The 17,256-nt window shown below is 66.2% G+C and carries 18 protein-coding genes and 1 tRNA gene; 7 read left to right on the top strand and 12 right to left on the bottom strand.

What is annotated here, in order from left to right; translation table 11 throughout:
* Positions 1 to 342: 342 nt before the first annotated feature.
* From rplA to P73_RS03210, 10 genes are all read right to left on the bottom strand, one after another.
* A complete protein-coding gene (gene rplA / locus P73_RS03255) occupies positions 343 to 1,041 on the bottom strand; it encodes a 50S ribosomal protein L1 (protein WP_043868435.1) in 699 nt (232 codons plus the stop codon).
* Entirely contained in the window at positions 1,041 to 1,490 is a 450-nt protein-coding gene (gene rplK, locus P73_RS03250) for a 50S ribosomal protein L11 (RefSeq protein WP_043868434.1), read from the bottom strand. The genes rplA and rplK overlap by 1 nt, the downstream gene beginning before the upstream one ends.
* A 140-nt stretch (positions 1,491 to 1,630) precedes the next feature.
* Positions 1,631 to 2,164: a transcription termination/antitermination protein NusG gene (nusG, locus tag P73_RS03245; protein ID WP_043868433.1), complete on the bottom strand. Its 534-nt coding sequence runs from the start codon at positions 2,162 to 2,164 to the stop codon at positions 1,631 to 1,633.
* 345 nt (positions 2,165 to 2,509) lie between these two features.
* Complete coding sequence (gene secE, locus P73_RS03240) at positions 2,510 to 2,707, bottom strand: preprotein translocase subunit SecE (protein ID WP_043868432.1); 198 nt, start codon at positions 2,705 to 2,707, stop codon at positions 2,510 to 2,512.
* Between the two features lie 114 nt (positions 2,708 to 2,821).
* Positions 2,822 to 2,897 (bottom strand) — tRNA-Trp (locus P73_RS03235).
* Positions 2,898 to 3,165: 268 nt separating this feature from the next.
* Positions 3,166 to 4,341, bottom strand: coding sequence for an elongation factor Tu (gene tuf / locus P73_RS03230; protein WP_043868431.1), 1,176 nt, complete (start codon positions 4,339 to 4,341; stop codon positions 3,166 to 3,168).
* 90 nt (positions 4,342 to 4,431) lie between these two features.
* Positions 4,432 to 5,076: a hypothetical protein gene (locus P73_RS03225; protein WP_043868430.1), complete on the bottom strand. Its 645-nt coding sequence runs from the start codon at positions 5,074 to 5,076 to the stop codon at positions 4,432 to 4,434.
* An 84-nt stretch (positions 5,077 to 5,160) separates the two neighbouring features.
* Positions 5,161 to 6,318 carry a M48 family metallopeptidase gene (locus tag P73_RS03220; RefSeq protein ID WP_052453016.1) on the bottom strand — a complete coding sequence of 386 codons (1,158 nt, stop codon included), beginning with the start codon at positions 6,316 to 6,318 and terminating at the stop codon, positions 5,161 to 5,163.
* Complete coding sequence (locus P73_RS03215) at positions 6,315 to 7,571, bottom strand: DUF898 family protein (RefSeq protein WP_043868429.1); 1,257 nt, start codon at positions 7,569 to 7,571, stop codon at positions 6,315 to 6,317. The genes P73_RS03220 and P73_RS03215 overlap by 4 nt, the downstream gene beginning before the upstream one ends.
* A gap of 31 nt (positions 7,572 to 7,602) precedes the next feature.
* Positions 7,603 to 9,960: a DNA topoisomerase IV subunit A gene (locus P73_RS03210; RefSeq protein ID WP_043868428.1), complete on the bottom strand. Its 2,358-nt coding sequence runs from the start codon at positions 9,958 to 9,960 to the stop codon at positions 7,603 to 7,605.
* 168 nt (positions 9,961 to 10,128) lie between these two features.
* Between P73_RS03210 and P73_RS24245 the strand changes: the two genes are divergently transcribed.
* The 6 genes from P73_RS24245 (at position 10,129) to P73_RS03180 (ending at position 14,337) form a co-directional block, all read left to right on the top strand.
* Complete coding sequence (locus tag P73_RS24245; RefSeq protein ID WP_052453015.1) at positions 10,129 to 10,761, top strand: SH3 domain-containing protein; 633 nt, start codon at positions 10,129 to 10,131, stop codon at positions 10,759 to 10,761.
* A gap of 60 nt (positions 10,762 to 10,821) precedes the next feature.
* Entirely contained in the window at positions 10,822 to 11,655 is an 834-nt protein-coding gene (locus tag P73_RS03200; RefSeq protein ID WP_043868427.1) for an SDR family NAD(P)-dependent oxidoreductase, read from the top strand.
* A gap of 71 nt (positions 11,656 to 11,726) precedes the next feature.
* Positions 11,727 to 11,930 carry a twin transmembrane helix small protein gene (locus P73_RS03195; protein WP_043868426.1) on the top strand — a complete coding sequence of 68 codons (204 nt, stop codon included), beginning with the start codon at positions 11,727 to 11,729 and terminating at the stop codon, positions 11,928 to 11,930.
* Position 11,931: 1 nt separating this feature from the next.
* Positions 11,932 to 12,504 (top strand): cob(I)yrinic acid a,c-diamide adenosyltransferase, encoded by a 573-nt coding sequence (locus tag P73_RS03190; protein WP_043868425.1) that lies wholly within the window; start codon positions 11,932 to 11,934, stop codon positions 12,502 to 12,504.
* A gap of 160 nt (positions 12,505 to 12,664) precedes the next feature.
* On the top strand, positions 12,665 to 13,417 hold the full coding sequence (locus P73_RS03185) for an electron transfer flavoprotein subunit beta/FixA family protein (protein ID WP_043868424.1): 753 nt from the start codon (positions 12,665 to 12,667) through the stop codon (positions 13,415 to 13,417).
* On the top strand, positions 13,417 to 14,337 hold the full coding sequence (locus tag P73_RS03180) for an electron transfer flavoprotein subunit alpha/FixB family protein (protein ID WP_043868423.1): 921 nt from the start codon (positions 13,417 to 13,419) through the stop codon (positions 14,335 to 14,337). Before P73_RS03185 ends, P73_RS03180 begins: the two co-directional genes overlap by 1 nt.
* 75 nt (positions 14,338 to 14,412) lie before the next feature.
* Here the strand turns inward: P73_RS03180 and P73_RS03175 are convergent, their stop codons facing one another.
* Positions 14,413 to 15,240, bottom strand: a complete 828-nt coding sequence (locus P73_RS03175) for a DUF6473 family protein (RefSeq protein WP_043868422.1) — start codon at positions 15,238 to 15,240, stop codon at positions 14,413 to 14,415.
* 174 nt (positions 15,241 to 15,414) lie between these two features.
* On the opposite strand from P73_RS03175, the gene P73_RS03170 reads away from it, so the two are divergent.
* Positions 15,415 to 16,290: a 3-hydroxybutyryl-CoA dehydrogenase gene (locus P73_RS03170; protein WP_043868421.1), complete on the top strand. Its 876-nt coding sequence runs from the start codon at positions 15,415 to 15,417 to the stop codon at positions 16,288 to 16,290.
* A gap of 74 nt (positions 16,291 to 16,364) precedes the next feature.
* On the opposite strand, the gene P73_RS03165 is transcribed toward P73_RS03170, so the two are convergent.
* Positions 16,365 to 17,255 carry a lysophospholipid acyltransferase family protein gene (locus tag P73_RS03165; protein ID WP_043868420.1) on the bottom strand — a complete coding sequence of 297 codons (891 nt, stop codon included), beginning with the start codon at positions 17,253 to 17,255 and terminating at the stop codon, positions 16,365 to 16,367.
* Position 17,256: the final 1 nt, after the last annotated feature.

Raw genomic sequence — 17,256 nt, 5'->3', positions numbered from 1 at the left:
CCTCGGCTCGAAGTCCGGTTACGGGGCCGCGCCAAAGTCGCCCGAGGATCACCCCGGAGAAACTTGCCGTCTTTCCCGTCTCGGGCAGGAATTATGCGAGGCAGATCCCCCGCACCCACCGTCTCGGACGAAATGCAAATCAGCGCACGACGAATCGCACGCTTGTTTGCCTCGTTGCGTTTAACGGGGTTTGCCGGGCGGGGCAAGATGGGAGCGACAGAAACCTCCCGCAGATCGCCCGTTCGTGAGAATACCGGATCGACGACGAGCGTCAAGTCGGCGAAAAGGCGAAGGCGCCCCCGGAGGAGCGCCCTTCAAAAGTGTCGGAGCCGATCGCGCGGATCAGTTGCCGGTCGCGGAGTCCACCGAGACGGACACGCCCGGACCCATCGTCGAGGACAGGGAGACCTTCTTCATGTAGGTGCCCTTCGCGCCCGTCGGCTTCGCCTTCTGGACGGCATCGACAAAGGCGCGGATGTTCTGCGCCAGTTGCTCGGCGGAGAAAGACGCCTTGCCCACGCCGCTGTGCACGACGCCGGCCTTCTCGGCCTTGAACTGCACCTCACCGCCCTTGGCGGCTTCGACAGCGGCCTTGATGTCCATCGTCACGGTGCCGACCTTCGGGTTCGGCATCAGGTTGCGCGGGCCAAGGATCTTGCCGAGACGGCCGACGATCGGCATCATGTCCGGGGTCGCAATGCAGCGGTCGAACTCGATCGTGCCGCCCTGGATCGTTTCCATCAGGTCTTCGGCACCGACGATATCCGCACCGGCGGCCTGCGCTTCGTCAGCCTTCGCGCCACGGGCGAAGACAGCGACGCGGACGGTCTTGCCGGTGCCGTTGGGCAGGGTGACGACGCCGCGAACCATCTGGTCGGCGTGACGGGGATCGACACCGAGGTTCAGCGCGATTTCAACGGTTTCATCGAATTTCGCGGTGGCGTTCGCCTTGATCAGGTCGAGCGCGTCCTCGACGCTGAGGTTTTCCTTGCCGACGAAGGCTTCGCGAGCCGCGCGGGTACGTTTGCCAAGTTTCGCCATCACTTCACCTCGATGCCCATGGATTTCGCGGAGCCGAGGATGATCTGCATCGCGCCCTCGACGTCGTTCGCGTTCAGATCCTTCATCTTCGCTTCGGCGATCTCGCGCACCTGCGCGACGGTCACAGTCGCGATGGTCTCGCGGCCCGGCAGCGCAGCCCCCTTGGGACGGTTGCGCTTGCCCACCGGCTTCAGACCGGCGGCCTTCTTGAGATAGAACGACGCCGGCGGCGTCTTGATGTCCATCGAGAAGGATTTGTCGGAGTAGTAGGTGATCACGGTCGGGCACGGCGCACCGGGCTCCATGTCCTGCGTCTTGGCGTTGAACGCCTTGCAGAATTCCATGATGTTGATGCCGCGCTGACCCAGCGCCGGCCCCACGGGCGGGGACGGGTTCGCCTGACCGGCGGGCACTTGCAGCTTCATCGTGCCTGCGAGTTTCTTAGCCATTGGCCTTTTCCTTTCCAACCCCTGCGAAACGCGTTTCACAGGGTCTCATGTTGTGTGGTCTGGTCCGGACAACGCGTCGCCCTCGCCTCCCACGGCTCATGCCCCGACGGGGCTCGCGCGCCAGCCGGCGCGCGCGTTCCTCAGGCCCGCTTGTTGACCTGAGTGAATTCCAGCTCGACCGGCGTCGCCCGGCCGAAGATCGAGACGGAGACCTTGAGGCGCTGGTTGGCCTCGTCGACCTCTTCCACCATGCCGTCGAACCCCTCGAAGGCCCCTTCGGAGACGGAAACCTGCTCGCCCACCTCGAAGGTGATGGTCGAACGCGGCGCCTCCGCGCCCTCCTCGACGCGGCCGAGGATCGCCTCAACCTCGCTGTCGCGCATCGGCATCGGCTTGCCGAAGGAACCGAGGAAGCCGGTCACCCGGTTGATCGAGTTGATCAGGTGATAGCCCTCGTCGGTCATCTCCATGCGCACGAGCACATAGCCCGGCATGAAGCGACGCTCGGTCGTCACCTTCTTGCCCCGGCGCACCTCGATGACCTCCTCGGTCGGCACCAGGACCTCTTCGATCTGATCCTCAAGGCCCTTTTCCGCCACAGCCGTCTTGATCGCTTCGGCGACTTTTTTCTCGAAATTCGAGAGAACGCTCACCGAATACCAACGCTTCGCCATGGTGCCTTTGCCTTTTCATCTCTCCGGCAGGGCGCCGGATGTCGTTAATCTTCACGCTCTCGCCGGAACAATAAAGCGGCGCGCAACGCGAATCGCTGCACGCCCGGTCCGAAAGAGTGCGCCCGCTCTATACGCTCGCCGCCGCAAGTTCAACCCTTTCGGCCCCCGCCCGGCGCCTCCGGACCGGTGAGCCGGCACCGGGCGCTCCCCCTCCGTGGTTCCACCACGGTGGCGACGAAGAAGATCTTCGCGGCCCTGCAACGCGGCACAGCGGGTCGGTGATCGTGTCGAAGACTCCGGGCATCGCGGTCTCCTTTCGCGAGACCGCCGTCCGGCGTGGCCTGCTCAGCCGAACAGGTTCAGAAATCCGGTGAGGCCGGTGCGGATCGCGAGATCCACGAGGAAGAAGAAGGTCGCCGTCAGCGCCGACATGATGAAGACCATGATCGTCGTCAGCATCACCTCGCGACGGGTGGGCCAGACGATCTTCGAGATCTCCGAGCGGGTCTGCTGGATGAACTGAAGCGGGTTGGTCTTGGCCATGGTCTCGTCCTGCACTCTCAAGGTTTCGGCGCATGTACGCCAGGACCGTGCCGATTTCAACCCTCGCGACGGTGCCGCGCCCGGAGCGCGCTGTCGTCGTGGCGGCGGGAGGAATGGCAGGGGCAGCAGGGCTCGAACCCGCGACCTACGGTTTTGGAGACCGTCGCTCTACCAGCTGAGCTATACCCCTAAGGCCGTGCGTTGAGATACGAAAGGGTCACGTCCTTTGCAAGCGGGAATCGCGGTCGGAGACAAAGAAAAGAGGCCCCGGCGGGGCGGGGCCTGCCGATCCTGACCCTCGGCTCTCACTGCACGGAGGTCGCCGGCATCGGCCGACATGGCAAAAAAGGGCACCCCGTTTGGGATGCCCTTCCTTGTTCCCGACCGGCGGGCGTCTCGTCGCTTTGGCGTGCCAAACCGACGGCCGCACCCGCCAGAGGCTCTTGCGGAGCCCGAGCTTACTCGAGGATCTTCGACACGACGCCCGAACCCACGGTCCGGCCGCCTTCGCGGATGGCGAAGCGCAGGCCCTCTTCCATCGCGATCGGCGCGATCAGCTCAACCGTGAACTTCAGGTTGTCGCCCGGCATCACCATCTCGGTCCCGTCCGGAAGCTGAACCGTCCCCGTCACGTCCGTCGTCCGGAAGTAGAACTGCGGACGGTAGTTCGCGAAGAACGGCGTGTGGCGGCCGCCCTCTTCCTTGGTCAGGATGTAGACCTCGGATTCGAACTTCTTGTGCGGCTTCACGGAGCCCGGCTTGCACAGCACCTGGCCGCGCTCCACCTGGTCGCGGTCCACGCCGCGCAGCAGCGCGCCGATGTTGTCGCCCGCTTCCCCGCGGTCGAGCAGCTTGCGGAACATCTCGACGCCCGTGCAGGTCGTCTTCTTCGTGTCCTTGATCCCGACGATCTCGATCTCGTCGCCCACGTTGATCACGCCGCGCTCCACGCGACCCGTCACAACCGTGCCGCGGCCGGAGATCGAGAACACGTCCTCGATCGGCATCAGGAACGGCTGGTCCACCGCGCGCTCCGGCTCGGGGATATACTCGTCCACCGCCGCCAGAAGCTCGCGGATCTTGTTCTCGCCGATTTCCGGATCACGGCCTTCGAGCGCGGCCAGAGCCGACCCCGCGATGATCGGAATGTCGTCGCCGGGGAAGTCGTATTCCGACAGAAGCTCGCGCACTTCCATCTCCACGAGCTCCAGAAGCTCCTCGTCGTCGACCTGGTCGACCTTGTTGAGGAACACGACGAGCGCCGGCACGCCGACCTGACGCGCGAGCAGGATGTGCTCACGGGTCTGCGGCATCGGGCCGTCGGCCGCGTTCACCACCAGAATGCCGCCGTCCATCTGCGCCGCACCCGTGATCATGTTCTTCACATAGTCGGCGTGGCCGGGGCAGTCCACGTGCGCGTAGTGCCGGTTCTCGGTCTCGTATTCCACATGCGCCGTCGAAATCGTGATCCCGCGCGCCTTCTCTTCCGGCGCGCCGTCGATCTGGTCGTAGGCCTTGAAGTCGCCGAAGTATTTCGTGATCGCCGCCGTCAGCGTCGTCTTCCCGTGGTCAACGTGGCCGATCGTGCCGATGTTCACGTGCGGTTTGTTGCGCTCAAACTTACCTTTAGCCATAGCGTGGCCCCTCTTGGGTTGCAGGGCCGAACACTGGCCCGGAATTAACATCGCGGGCTAGTTATTGGCTCCGGAGCGGAAAATCAAGCGTCAGTTGTCATTCGCGGCAGGCGGAACGGCATCCGGGGCGAGAACTTCGAGCGCGGCGCGCGCATCGTCGGCCTCGCTGCCCTCCGGGGCGATCGGTTCGACACCGAACCACCGGCCGTTTTCCTGAAGCCAGCGCTCGACCTTGAGCGCGGCGTTGCGGGTCAGGATGTCGAGCTGTTCCTCCCGCGAGCGGGTGAGGCCAGAGCCGATCACCGTCTCGCCAGTCAGGCTTTCGAACACCACGATCACCTTCGGCTTCTCGGTCAGTTTCCTGTTTTGCGAATCGTCCCAGATGTTCACCGCGAGCACGAGGATGGATTTCGGCGTGAACAGCACCGGCAGGCCCGGTGCGGCAAGCCCGTAGGCATCCACCTTGATCCCGATGTGATAGAGCTTGTCCCCCTCGTAGCGACCGAGCCGCTCCTGGATCGTCGCGGTAAGCGCCGTTTCGATCTCCTCCTCCGTCGCCTCGCGCGAGAACGGCGCCTTCTGCGCATCCTTGGCGATGACGACATTGTGCCCGAGCCGGAAATCCCCGAGATCGACGAGCGGCGTCTCGGCCGTCACCTTCGCGGCGTCACTGCCGCAGGCGACGAGAGCGAGGAGCGACAGGCCAGAGAGGGCATGGCGGGCGAATGAGATCATGAGGCATCCTTCCGAAGGTCGTGGCCTTTAAGTCATGGCCTTAAGGGTTAGCGCGACAGGCGCGCCGTGGCAATCTTCGCGCGTTCATTCGCAGATCCCGCGCAGGCGCTGCCAATCGGCCGGGACGAGGACCGGCACGCCCGGCCCCGTGTAACCTTCGGCGGCGGCACGGGCGCGCGCGACGCGGTCTCCGAGTTGCGGATGGCTCGCCAGGTGGCTCGACAGGCTCCCCGCCTCGCCCTGTTCGGCTTGCAGACGCTCGAACAGCGGGGCGAGCGCGCCGGGCGAGATCTCCGCGCGCGGCAGTATCTCATGGGCATAGGCATCCGCGGCGCTTTCCGCCTCCTGCGAATAGCGCGCGTTCACGAGCTGGTTGGCCGTCATCAGCACGAGCGTCCCGCCGGCGAAATCACCGAAGACGAGCGAAAGGACGCCGAACGTGCCGACGGCGCGCAGCGCATGGCGGGTCGGATCGCGATGCGCGACATGGCCCATCTCATGCGCGATGACCGCGGCGACCTCCTCGGGCGCCTCCGCAGCGTCGATCAGCCCGCGCATGACGACGATCCGCCCGCCCGGAAGCGCGAAGGCGTTGACCATATCGAGGTCGAGCACGGTCAGCGTCACGGCGTCGGGGGAGAGAGTGGACGCCGCGATCAGCTTCCGCTCCATCCGGTCGAGGGCCGCGAGGCCGGGCGGGGCGGTGCATTCGCGGATCGGCAGGACGTCTTCGGAAAAGGCGGCGCGGATCTGGTCGTAGGTCCGGTCCCCCAGCGCGCGCTCCCCCTCCACGGGCAGGAGCGCGGCGAGCTGGCCGGCGATGGCCGGGATCAGCACGAGGACGATGAGCCCTACCGATGCAACCGCGCCAGCCATCAGCGCCGCGAGCCGTCCGCGCCCGGAGACCGGCGCGCGGCGCCCGAGATCCGGCGCGGCGGCCTCGATCCGCGACAGCAGGGCGGGATCCTCGACATAGAGCCGCGCCTCCGGGGTGAGGACATTGGTCAGGACGCCGAACCGCTGGCGACGGCGTTCGAGGCGCGACTGTCCCTCGACCCGGCGCAGGTGCGGAAGCGGCCAGTTCCGCGGGTTTCCCTCCGGCCCGTCCCCCCGACAGCGCAGCGAAAGCCTGTCTTCGGCAGTGTCGAACTGCACATAGACCGTATGCCGCTCCGCCGTCCGGCCGTCGACGAAATCGCAGGGCACGCCCTCGGGTGTCGGAGCCCAGGGACCGGACGTCATATCGCCGCTCCCAGGTCGAAAGCCTCGGCCATGCCCTCGGCCTCGCCCGCCTCGTCCCGCCCGCGCTGGCCGATCTCGCGAAAATGCTCTGCCCCGGTGATGGTGAGGGTTTCCGAATAATGCCGCCAGACCGGAAAAAGCACGAAGGTCTGGCGAAAGACCGCGAAGAACAGGAGCGTGGACATGTAGAGGAAGAGCGCGAAGGCGAGCGCGGCCTCGGGAGACGGCAGACCGTCGCCGCCGCCCACCTCTCCGTCTGCGACGGCGCCGCTCGCGAAGATGCCGAGATCCCGCAGCCCCGGATAGACGAGGAGCAGCACGGTCGAGGCGGCGGCGGCGACCGCGAGGGAGGCGAGCGTGGTGAAGACGTTGGTCAGGACATAGCCCGACAGGTTCAGCCACAGGACCCGCGGGAAGGAGGCGGTGGAGATCAGTCCGACGCCGCCGGCCGTCTTGTGCCCCGCCATGTAGCGCAGCGCGACCACGCGGTAGCGCAGATAGGCCAAAGCCGCGACGCAGCCGAGGCCGAGCGCGCCGGAAATCGCCCGGATCTCCCGCCCCCCGTCTCCCGCGGCGCCGACGACGAATGGTTCCTGTAACACGAAGGCATTCACGATCAGCGCGATCGCTGCCCAGCCCGACAGAAGCGCCGGAAGAAAGGGCGGCAGGAGCGCGCTCCATCGCCCGCCCTGGTGCAGCCGCGCCGTGCCGAACCAGGTGCGGTCGACGCGGAATTGCTCGAGCTTGAAGGTCATGCGCGGCCAGAGCGCGCCGAGCGTCAGCAGGGTGAGCACAAGATGCCCCGTCGCGTGCAACGCATAGCGCCCGGCGGCGGGATCGAGCCCGAAGCGGATGCCCCGCCAACGGGTGCGCGCGTAGACATAGCGTTTCGCACGGTAGGACGCGAAGAAGATCAGCGGCACGGCCAGTGCGGCGGCGACGAGCCAGGCCTCGAACTCCTCCTGGAACAGGGCGTAGGACGCAAAGAGGAGCGAGAGCGCGACGACCCCGATCAGCAGTGCGAGGATGACGAGCGCGACGAGGAAGCCGGTGAATTTCTCGATCCCGCGCCCGACATATTCGAGCGGCGTGCCGCCCGGCCGCACCGCCGACCAGAAATGCCGCCTGAGCCGGGTCTTCATCCAGAAGCGATAGAAGCCGAGCGTCACCACCGACAGCGCCCCGGTCCAGAGCGAGAGCGAGAGGAGCGGGCCGAGCCGCCCCTCGAACTCGGTTTTCAGAAGTTGCGCCATACCCATGGCCCTCGTGAACGTGATCTGCCGGTCAGGTGAACCTGTTGTTGCGCGGGAAGCCATGCGGCGGCTGCCGTCCCACCCCGGCACGCTTGCCGAGCCACGGGCCCAGGTCGCGTTCGGTCCGGGTGTTGCCGCCGCCCATGGTCCAGCTCAGCCCCTCCTCGAGGTTGAAGGTCGTCAGATCCGACAGGCCGCCATCGAGCTCCAGCGTGCCCTGCGCTCCGCGTGCCTGGTTGTATTTCTGCAACCGCACCCCCTTGCCGCGGCCGAGTTCCGGCACTTCGGACAGCGGGAAGACGAGGAAGCGGCGGTTTTGCGACACGATGGCAACATGATCGCCGCGCACGCGGTGCACCACGACGGCCTTTTCCTCGTCCTTCACGTTCAGAACCTGCTTGCCCGAACGGGTCTGCGCCACCACATCCCTTTCGGCGATCTGGAACCCGTTGCCGGCGTTCGAGGCGACGAGCAGCTTGCCCTCGGGATCATGGGCGAAAATGTCGACGATGTCCGCCTCGTTGGGCAGGTCGACCATCAGCCGCACCGGCTCGCCCATGCCGCGCCCGCCCGGAAGGTTCGCCGCCGACAGCGTATAGAAGCGCCCGTTCGACCCCATCATCAACAACTTGTCCGTCGTCTCCGCATGGAAGATGAACCGCGGCCCGTCGCCGTCCTTGAACTTCAGCTCGCGCGTCAGGTCGATATGGCCGGACATGGCCCGGATCCAGCCCATCTGCGACAGCACGACGGTGATCGGCTCGCGCTCGATCATCGCCTCGAGCGGGACGTCCTCGACCTCCGCGGCCTCGGCGAATTGCGTCAGGCGCTGGCCGCGGTCGTAGTCCTTGCCGAATTTCTTCTTCGTCTCCCGGAGCTCCTCGGAGATCCGGTCCCACTGCCGCTCCTCCGAGCCGAGCAGCGCGACAAGGCCCTCCTTCTCCTCCAGAAGCGCGTCGCGCTCCCCGATCAGCTCGATCTCCTCGAGACGGCGCAAACTGCGCAGGCGCATGTTGAGGATCGCCTCGGCCTGCACCTCGGTCAGTTCGCCCTGCCCTTCCCTGGCAGGCAGCGGCGAGACATACTCCTTTTCCGACATCGCGCGCGCTACGTCGCGGCCCCAGTCCTCGGCCATCAGCGCGGCCTTCGGATCGTCGTCGTAGCGGATGATGTCGATCACCCGATCGAGGTTCAGGAAGGCGATGATGAAGCCTTCGAGCACCTCGAGCCGGTGGTCGATCTTCTCCAGCCGATGCTGCGAGCGGCGTTGCAGCACCACGCGCCGGTGGTCGAGCCAGGCGCGCAGCACTTCCTTGAGCGAACACACTTTCGGCGTGCGCCCGTCGATCAGCACGTTCATGTTGAGCGAGAAACGTGTCTCGAGGTCCGAGTTGCGGAAGAGCGTGCTCATCAGCACTTCGGGATCGACATTCTTCGACTTCGGCTCGAGGATCACGCGGATGTCCTCGGCGCTCTCGTCGCGCACGTCGGCGAGGATCGGCACTTTCTTCGTCTGGATCAGTTCCGCGAGCTTCTCGATGAGCTTCGATTTCTGGACCTGATAGGGGATCTCCGTCACCACGATCTGCCAGACGCCGCGGCCCAGATCCTCGACTTCCCATTTCGCGCGCAGGCGGAACGATCCGCGCCCCGTGGCATAGGTCTTCGCCATGCTCTCGCGCGGCTCGACGATGATGCCGCCGGTCGGGAAATCCGGGCCCCGGACGTAGTTCAGCAGCGTGTCGTCACGCACGTCCGGCGTCCGGATCATGTGCAGCGAGGCATCGATCAGCTCGGAGATATTGTGCGGCGGAATGTTCGTGGCCATGCCCACCGCGATCCCCGCGGCACCGTTGGCCAGAAGGTTCGGAAAGGCCGCCGGAAGCACCTCCGGCTCGCGCAGCGTCCCGTCGTAATTGTCGCGAAAATCGACCGCATCCTCGCTCAGCCCCTCGAGCAGCGCCTCCGCGGCGATGGTCATCCGCGCCTCGGTGTAGCGCGAGGCCGCCGGATTGTCGCCGTCGATATTGCCGAAGTTGCCCTGCCCGTCGACCAACGGATAGCGGACGTTGAAATCCTGCGCGAGACGCGCCATCGCGTCATAGATCGCGGTGTCGCCGTGCGGGTGGTAATTGCCCATCACATCGCCCGAGATCTTCGCCGACTTACGGAATCCCCCGTTCGAGGAGAGGCGCAGCTCGCGCATCGCATAGAGGATGCGCCGGTGCACGGGCTTCAGCCCGTCGCGCGCGTCCGGAAGCGCGCGATGCATGATCGTCGAGAGCGCATATTGAAGATAGCGCTCGCCAATGGCACGGCGCAGCGGTTCGAAGGACTCCGCGAGGGGGCCCCCGGCATTGTCGGGATCTTGGGTCAAATCACTGCTCATGGGATCTGAATACTACCGCCCCCCGCCTGCGGCAAGCCGCACCTTCCCGCCGCGGTGCCTCCGAAGACGGTAAAATCGGAAATGGCAAGTTTTTCGGAACTTTCCCCCGCCGATGCGCGTAGAATCGCTTAGAATGACCATGCGTTCAAAGGTATTGAGGGACACGGTATGTTGCGTCTGACCGCACTCACCCTTGCGGGACTTTACGCCGCTTTCACCATCTGCGGCAGCGATCTTTCGCCCGAGGAACAGGCCGCCTGGGACGCCCGGAAGACAGGGCGGACCTCGGTCGTCGCGACGCTCGGGGACACCCTGAAGACCGCTTTCGCAGGCCAGTCCCTCCGCCAGGGCGACTATGTCCCCACGCTCGCAGAGATGCGCGTCCAGAAGGAGCCGGCGCCCGACCGCGTCAACGACGCCCCCGCCCCCGACGGGCTCGTGCAGATGGCAAGCTATGACGGCGCCCGGCCCGCGGTCGCGCAGACCGCGGCGGGTCCCGTCCCGGTGACGCCCGCGACGGCGACCACGCATGTGAGCGATCCGGAAAAGCTCGCGGCCCTCGTCAAGCCGGACGCCGCCGACCGGAAGAAAGCGGCGGAAGACCTGCGCGAGGTCACCGCCTCGCGGGTCAACGTGCGCTCCGGTCCCTCGACCGCCAATCCCGTACTCGACCAGGTCGTCCGCACCGACATCGTGCAGGTCGTCGAGGACACCGGCACCGGCTGGGTGAAGATCCGGATCGAGGGCGACGGGATCGAAGGCTATATGGCCGCGCGTTTTCTGACCGACTACGGCGAGTAGGCGGTTTTCGCGCCGCCCCCGATGCAGTAAGCCTTCCGCCATCCGTGCGGGAGGTCTTTCGTGAAATCCATCCTCATCACCGGCTGTTCCTCCGGCATCGGCCGTCATGCCGCAGGATATCTGAAGACCCGTGGCTGGCGCGTCCTCGCCGCCTGCCGGGCGCAGGCGGATGCCGACCGGTTGACCTCCGAAGGATTCGAGAGCGTTCGCCTCGACTACGAAGACCCCGCCTCCATCGCGGAGGGCTTCGAGGAGGCGATGGCACGCACCGGCGGCAGGCTCGACGCGCTCTTCAACAACGGGGCCTATGCGATCCCCGCGGCGGTCGAGGATCTTCCCGTCGCGGCGCTGCGCCGGAATTTCGAGGCGAACCTGTTCGGCTGGCACGACCTCACGCGCCGCGTTATTCCGGTGATGCGCGCGCAGGGTCACGGCCGGATCGTTCAATGCTCTTCCGTCCTCGGCCTCGTCGCGATGCCCTGGCGCGGCAGCTACAACGCCACGAAATTCGCCCTCGAGGGCCTGACCGACACGCTGCGCCTCGAGATGCGCGGCACCGGCATCCATCCGATCCTGATCGAGCCCGGCCCCATCGGCACCGCCTTTCGCCTCAACGCGCGGCGCCAGTTCGACCGATGGATCGACTGGCAGTCCTCCGCCCGCGCCGACCAGTATCGCACGACCCTCGTCCCGCGGCTCTACAAGGCCGCCGAAACCTCGAAACCCGATCCGTTCGAGCTCGGCCCCGAGGCGGTGAGCCGAAAGCTCCTGAAGGCGCTGGAGGCGCGCCGCCCGCGCGCGCGCTATTACGTCACCACGCCCACCTATGTCGCCGCCCTCTCCCGCCGTCTGCTGCCGCAAGGGCTCAGCGACCGGCTCATGGGCCGGATCTAGATCGCAATCGTGGCTTGGGCGACGCACCCGAACGGGCTATGTCCTGAGCCAGAAGCCAGAAAGGAACCGCAATGTCCGAGTCATTTCTCTACGTCATCGGCGCCGGCTGCCTGATCGTCCTGCTGATCCTCGCGTTCGGCATAGGCCAGTTCGGACGCGGCGGGGCCGAAGGCGCGAAACGCTCCAACAAACTCATGCAGGCCCGCATCGCCGCCCAGCTCGGCGTCGTCATCCTCGTGGTGATCTTCGTGGCCCTTCGCAAATCGGGGAACTGACATGGTCGTCCTGAACAAGATCTACACGCGCACCGGCGATGCCGGCGATACCGCCCTCGGAAACGGCACTCGGGTGCCGAAATACGACAGGCGGGTCGAGGCCTATGGGACCGTGGATGAGGTGAATGCGGCGCTCGGACTGGCCCGGCTCCACGCCGAAGGCGATGTCGATGCCGCGCTCTCGCGGATCCAGAACGACCTTTTCGATCTCGGCGCCGACCTGTGCCGGCCGGATCCCGGACAGGATGCGGAGGCGAAACATCCGCCGCTGCGCATGGTCGCCGAACAGGTCGACCGCCTCGAACGCGAGATCGATGCGATGAACCGGGACCTCGCGGCCCTGCGCTCCTTCGTCCTGCCCGGCGGTTCGGCGCTGGCCGCGCATCTGCACCTGTGCCGCACGGTCGCCCGGCGGGCGGAGCGGCGCACGGTCGAGCTTGCCTCGGCCGAAGAGGTGAATGCTGCCGCAGTGAAATATCTCAATCGCCTCTCCGACTGGTTCTTCGTGGCCGCGCGCGCGGCGAACGGCAACGGCGCCCAGGACGTGCTCTGGGTGCCCGGAGCGAACCGCTGATCCCGCCCCGCGGACGTTCGGTTCGCCCCGAACGTCGCGTCCTGCCCGGCATATCCGACGTTTTGGGGGTGTCTTCTGCGTCCGCAAAGAGCTAAGAAAATTGCCGGAGAGCTTGATGCCCCCGCGCGCCGGGCGGCGACGACATTAGGGAGTTTACGCCATGAAGGTATTGGTGCCCGTCAAACGGGTGATCGACTACAACGTGAAGGTTAAGGTTAAGGCGGACGGCACGGGTGTCGATCTTGCGAATGTGAAGATGTCGATGAACCCGTTCGACGAGATCGCGGTGGAGGAGGCGATCCGGCTGAAGGAGGCGGGTGTTGCGACCGAGGTTGTGGTCGTGTCGATCGGGGAGAAGAAGGCGACGGACACGCTGCGCAACGCGCTCGCGATGGGGGCGGACCGGGCGATCCTCGTGGAGGAGGCGCAGGGCGTGGAGATCGAGCCGCTCGCCGTGGCGAAGATCCTCGCGAAGGTGGCGGAGGCGGAGAGCCCCGATCTGGTGATCCTCGGCAAGCAGGCGATCGACAACGACATGAACGCCACCGGGCAGATGCTGGCCGCGCTGCTGGGCTGGGGCCAGGCGACCTTCGCCTCCGAGGTGAAGGTCGGAGACGGCAAGGCCGTGGTGACCCGCGAGGTCGACGGCGGGTTGCAGACCATCTCCGTGCCGCTGCCGGCGATCGTCACCACCGACCTGCGCCTCAACGAGCCGCGCTATGCCTCCCTGCCGAACATCATGAAGGCGAAGAAGAAGCCGCTCGAGGAGAAGACGGCCGCCGATTACGGCGTCGACACCTCCCCCCGCCTGACGGTGGTGGCGACCGCGGAGCCGCCGGCGCGGGCCGCCGGGGTCCGGGTCGGCTCCGTCGACGAACTTGTCGCGAAACTCAAGGAAGGAGGGCTCGTCTGATGGCCGTTCTGTGTCTTGCCGAAGTTGCGGGCGGGGAGCTCGCCCCGGATGCCACCGCGAAGGCGGTCACCGCCGCCGCGAGCCTCGGGGAGGTGACGCTGCTGGTCTGCGGCCCCGCCGCGGCCGGAGAGGCCGCTGCCGGGATCGCGGGCGTCGCGAAGGTGCTCCTCGCGGAGGATGCCGCCTATGCCCACGGGCTGGCCGAGCCGCTGGCCGGGCTGATCGTCTCGCTGGCGGGCGATTACGCTCATATCGTCGCCCCCGCCACGACCACGGGCAAGAACGTGCTGCCGCGGGTGGCCGCGCTGCTCGATGTGATGGTCCTCACCGATGTCACCTCCGTCGTGGATGCCGAAACCTTCACGCGCCCGGTCTATGCGGGCAACGCTGTCCAGACGATACGCTCGAAAGATGAAAAGAAGGTTATCACCTTCCGCACCTCGAGCTTCGAGGCCGCCGGCAGCGGCGGCCCGGCGCCGGTGGAGAGCGTCTCGGGCGCGGGCGACAGCGGCCTGTCGGCCTTCGTGGAGGACAAGGTGGCCGAGAGCGACCGGCCGGAGCTGACCTCGGCGAAGATCGTGGTCTCGGGCGGGCGCGGGCTCGGGTCGGAGGAGAATTTCGCGATCGTCGAAAGCCTGGCCGACAAGCTCGGCGCAGCGGTGGGCGCCTCCCGCGCGGCGGTGGATTCGGGCTATGCGCCGAACGATCTCCAGGTCGGCCAGACCGGCAAGGTGGTCGCGCCCGAGCTCTATATCGCCGTCGGCATCTCCGGCGCGATCCAGCACCTCGCCGGCATGAAGGACAGCAAGGTCATCGTCGCGATCAACAAGGACGAGGAGGCCCCGATCTTCCAGGTCGCAGACTACGGCCTCGTCGCAGACCTCTTCGACGCCCTCCCCGAACTCACCGGGAAGCTCTGAGCGCGGTGAGCGCCCATAGATCAATCCGAAAGGCCCGCCTCGTGGCGGGCCTTTTCGTCGTGATACCCCCCGCGGTCAGAGCAAGCGCGCCAGCGCGTCCTGCAACACGGCCGCAGCCTTTTCCTGCACCACCGGACCAAGCATCTCGCGGGCCGCCGGAGCGTCGAGATCGGACCGGATCATCCGGTCGCAACCCTGCGCGACCTCCTCCCGCGTGCCGACCACCTCCACCAGACCCTTCACCGCCGGCCGGATCTCCTCCAGCATCGCGCGGGTGACGAAAAGCGGATCGCTCCCCAGCCGGTCGCAGCGGCGCATATCGTCCGGCGCATGGTCGGAGAGCCACAGGAGAAGGACGTTGCCGCGGAGCGTTTGCGTCATGTGGCGCATTCGGGCCACCCAGGCGTGGCGCAATTCCTGGCGCACGATCGCGAACCTTTCCCCCGATGCACGCGCAAGCGCCTGGAGCAGATGCCGCGTAAAGTTGATATCGGTGAAATCGATCTCCCCGTAGAGCGTCTGCAACAGGGGCGAGGCGCGCAGGAAGCGATCATTGCGCCGCGGATGCACCGCGTAGAAGCGGTTCGACATGTTCTGTGCCCCCGGAACCTGCAAGACCGTCAGCGCCGCCGCGCGGCAGAGGTCGAGGACGGTCCTGTCGTTGAGGAAGACGTCGATCCCCGCATTGACGCAGCCGAGATTGAGCGTGTCGACGCCCAGCCCCGCCGCCGCCAGGTCGGGAAAGGGACGGTCGACGAATTTTCCATAGGTTTCCGTGCCGCCGACGAAGGCGACATAGGGCCTGTCGAGATCCTTTTTCGGCCCGCGGAACAGGAGTTTCGAGGCGCCATAACGGCAGGGATAGTAGTTGAGCGCCCCCGCGCCCGGAGTCTGGTAAGCCATGATCCACCCACTGATCTGTATTTTCACCCTGCCGACAGAGTCGCAGACACAGGTTGCCAAATCGCTAATCCCTTAATTCGATGAAAATCTTTCCCCTCTGCCGTCCGCCTTAGCTCTTGAACCCCGCGCGAGGGCGGGCTTAAGGTCTGTCCAACTCAGCCACGGAGAGCACAGATGGAGATCACCAAGGTCGGCGTCGTCGGCGCGGGACAGATGGGCAACGGGATCGCGCATGTCTTCGCGCTCGCGGGCTATGACGTTCTGCTCAATGACATTTCCCAGGACGCGCTCGAACGTGCGCTGGACACGGTCCGGCGCAATCTCGAGCGGCAGATCGCGCGGGAGAAGATTTCCGAGGCGGAGGCGCAGGCGGCCGTGGGGCGGATCCGCACCACGCTGAAGCTCGAGGACCTGGGCGGGACCGACCTGGTGATCGAGGCGGCCACCGAGCGCGAAGACGTGAAGAACGCGATCTTCGAGCGCCTTCTGCCGCATCTGAAGCCGGAGACGATCCTCACCTCGAACACCTCGTCGATCTCCATCACCCGGCTCGCCTCGCGCACCGACCGACCGGAAAAATTCATGGGATTCCACTTCATGAACCCGGTACCGGTGATGAAGCTCGTGGAGCTCATCCGCGGGATCGCGACGGACGAGCCGACGTTCAAGACGCTGCTCGGCGTCGTCGAAAGCCTTGGCAAGACGGCGGCGAGCGCCGAGGATTTCCCGGCCTTCATCGTCAACCGTATCCTGATGCCGATGATCAACGAGGCGGTCTACACGCTCTATGAGGGGGTGGGGTCGGTGAAGTCGATCGACGAGTCGATGAAGCTCGGCGCGAACCATCCGATGGGGCCTTTGGAGCTTGCGGATTTCATCGGGCTCGACACCTGTCTCGCGATCATGAACGTGCTCCACGACGGGCTGGCGGATACGAAATACCGGCCCTGTCCGCTGTTGACGAAATATGTCGAGGCGGGTTGGCTCGGGCGCAAGACGCAGCGGGGGTTCTACGATTACCGGGGCGAAACGCCGGTTCCGACGCGATAGGCGACCGGTGCGGAGCCCGTTTCCGGCGGTCGGATTTGCGTCGGACTTCTGTCGGCCCTTCGTCCGGCGCCGCCTCAGTCCGTCCGGCCGCCGAGCGCAAGCGTGTGGGTGCGCATCCAGTCCATGAATTCGCGCGTGTTCGCCTGCCAGGGCGCGAGATCCTGCGGCGTCAGCGGGTCGCCGATGATCGGCGACTGCGGCTTGTCGAGCGCCTTTGCGATCTCGTGCAGCAGCAACCCCTGCCGGACGCTGGGGGAGATCTTGTCCGCGATCTGGTAGAGGCGCGTGTTGCGACCCGGAAAATAGATCGGCAGCACGGTCGCGCCGGATTTCAGCACCATCTTCGCCGTGAACGGGTTCCACGGCTTTTCCTTCACCGGGCCGAACCAGGTCTCGGAGGAGGCCACGGCCCCGGCGGGAAACAGGATGATGACCCCGCCCGCCCGGAGCTGGTCCATCGCCTCGTTGCGCATCTTGATCGACTGGCGGTGGCTGTCGGGCTCGTGCGGGAAGGGCACCGGAAGCATGAAGGGGTCGATTTCGCGAATGCCGGTCAGCAACGAGCGCGTCAGGATCTTGTAATCCGTGCGCACGCGGCCGATCAGATCCGCCATCACCAGCCCGTCGACAAGCCCGTGGGGATGGTTGGCGACCACGACGAGCGGCCCCTCCGCGGGGATCTTGGCAATTTGCTCGGCGGGGGTGCGCACCTCGACCCCCATCACCTCGAGCGCCTGATGGAAGAAGGGCTGCCCCATCGGCGTGCCCATGCGTTCGAACCGGCGGATCCGGCGCAACAGCGGCAGCTTGCCGGTCACCCATTCGATCGACCGGATGATCGCGACCCTTGACGGATCGGAAAACGTCCCGGCATAGGACAGCCGGCGCGCGTCGTAGCGCACGAAATCGGGATCACCGGGTTTGGGGGCGTGGTTCTCCGTCCCGTCTGCGTCGGGGTGAGACACG

The sequence above is a fragment of the Celeribacter indicus genome, assembly GCF_000819565.1.
GTDB lineage: Bacteria > Pseudomonadota > Alphaproteobacteria > Rhodobacterales > Rhodobacteraceae > Celeribacter > Celeribacter indicus.
Note: the sequence above shows the minus strand (reverse complement) of the source record. Positions and strands in the feature narration are given on the sequence as shown.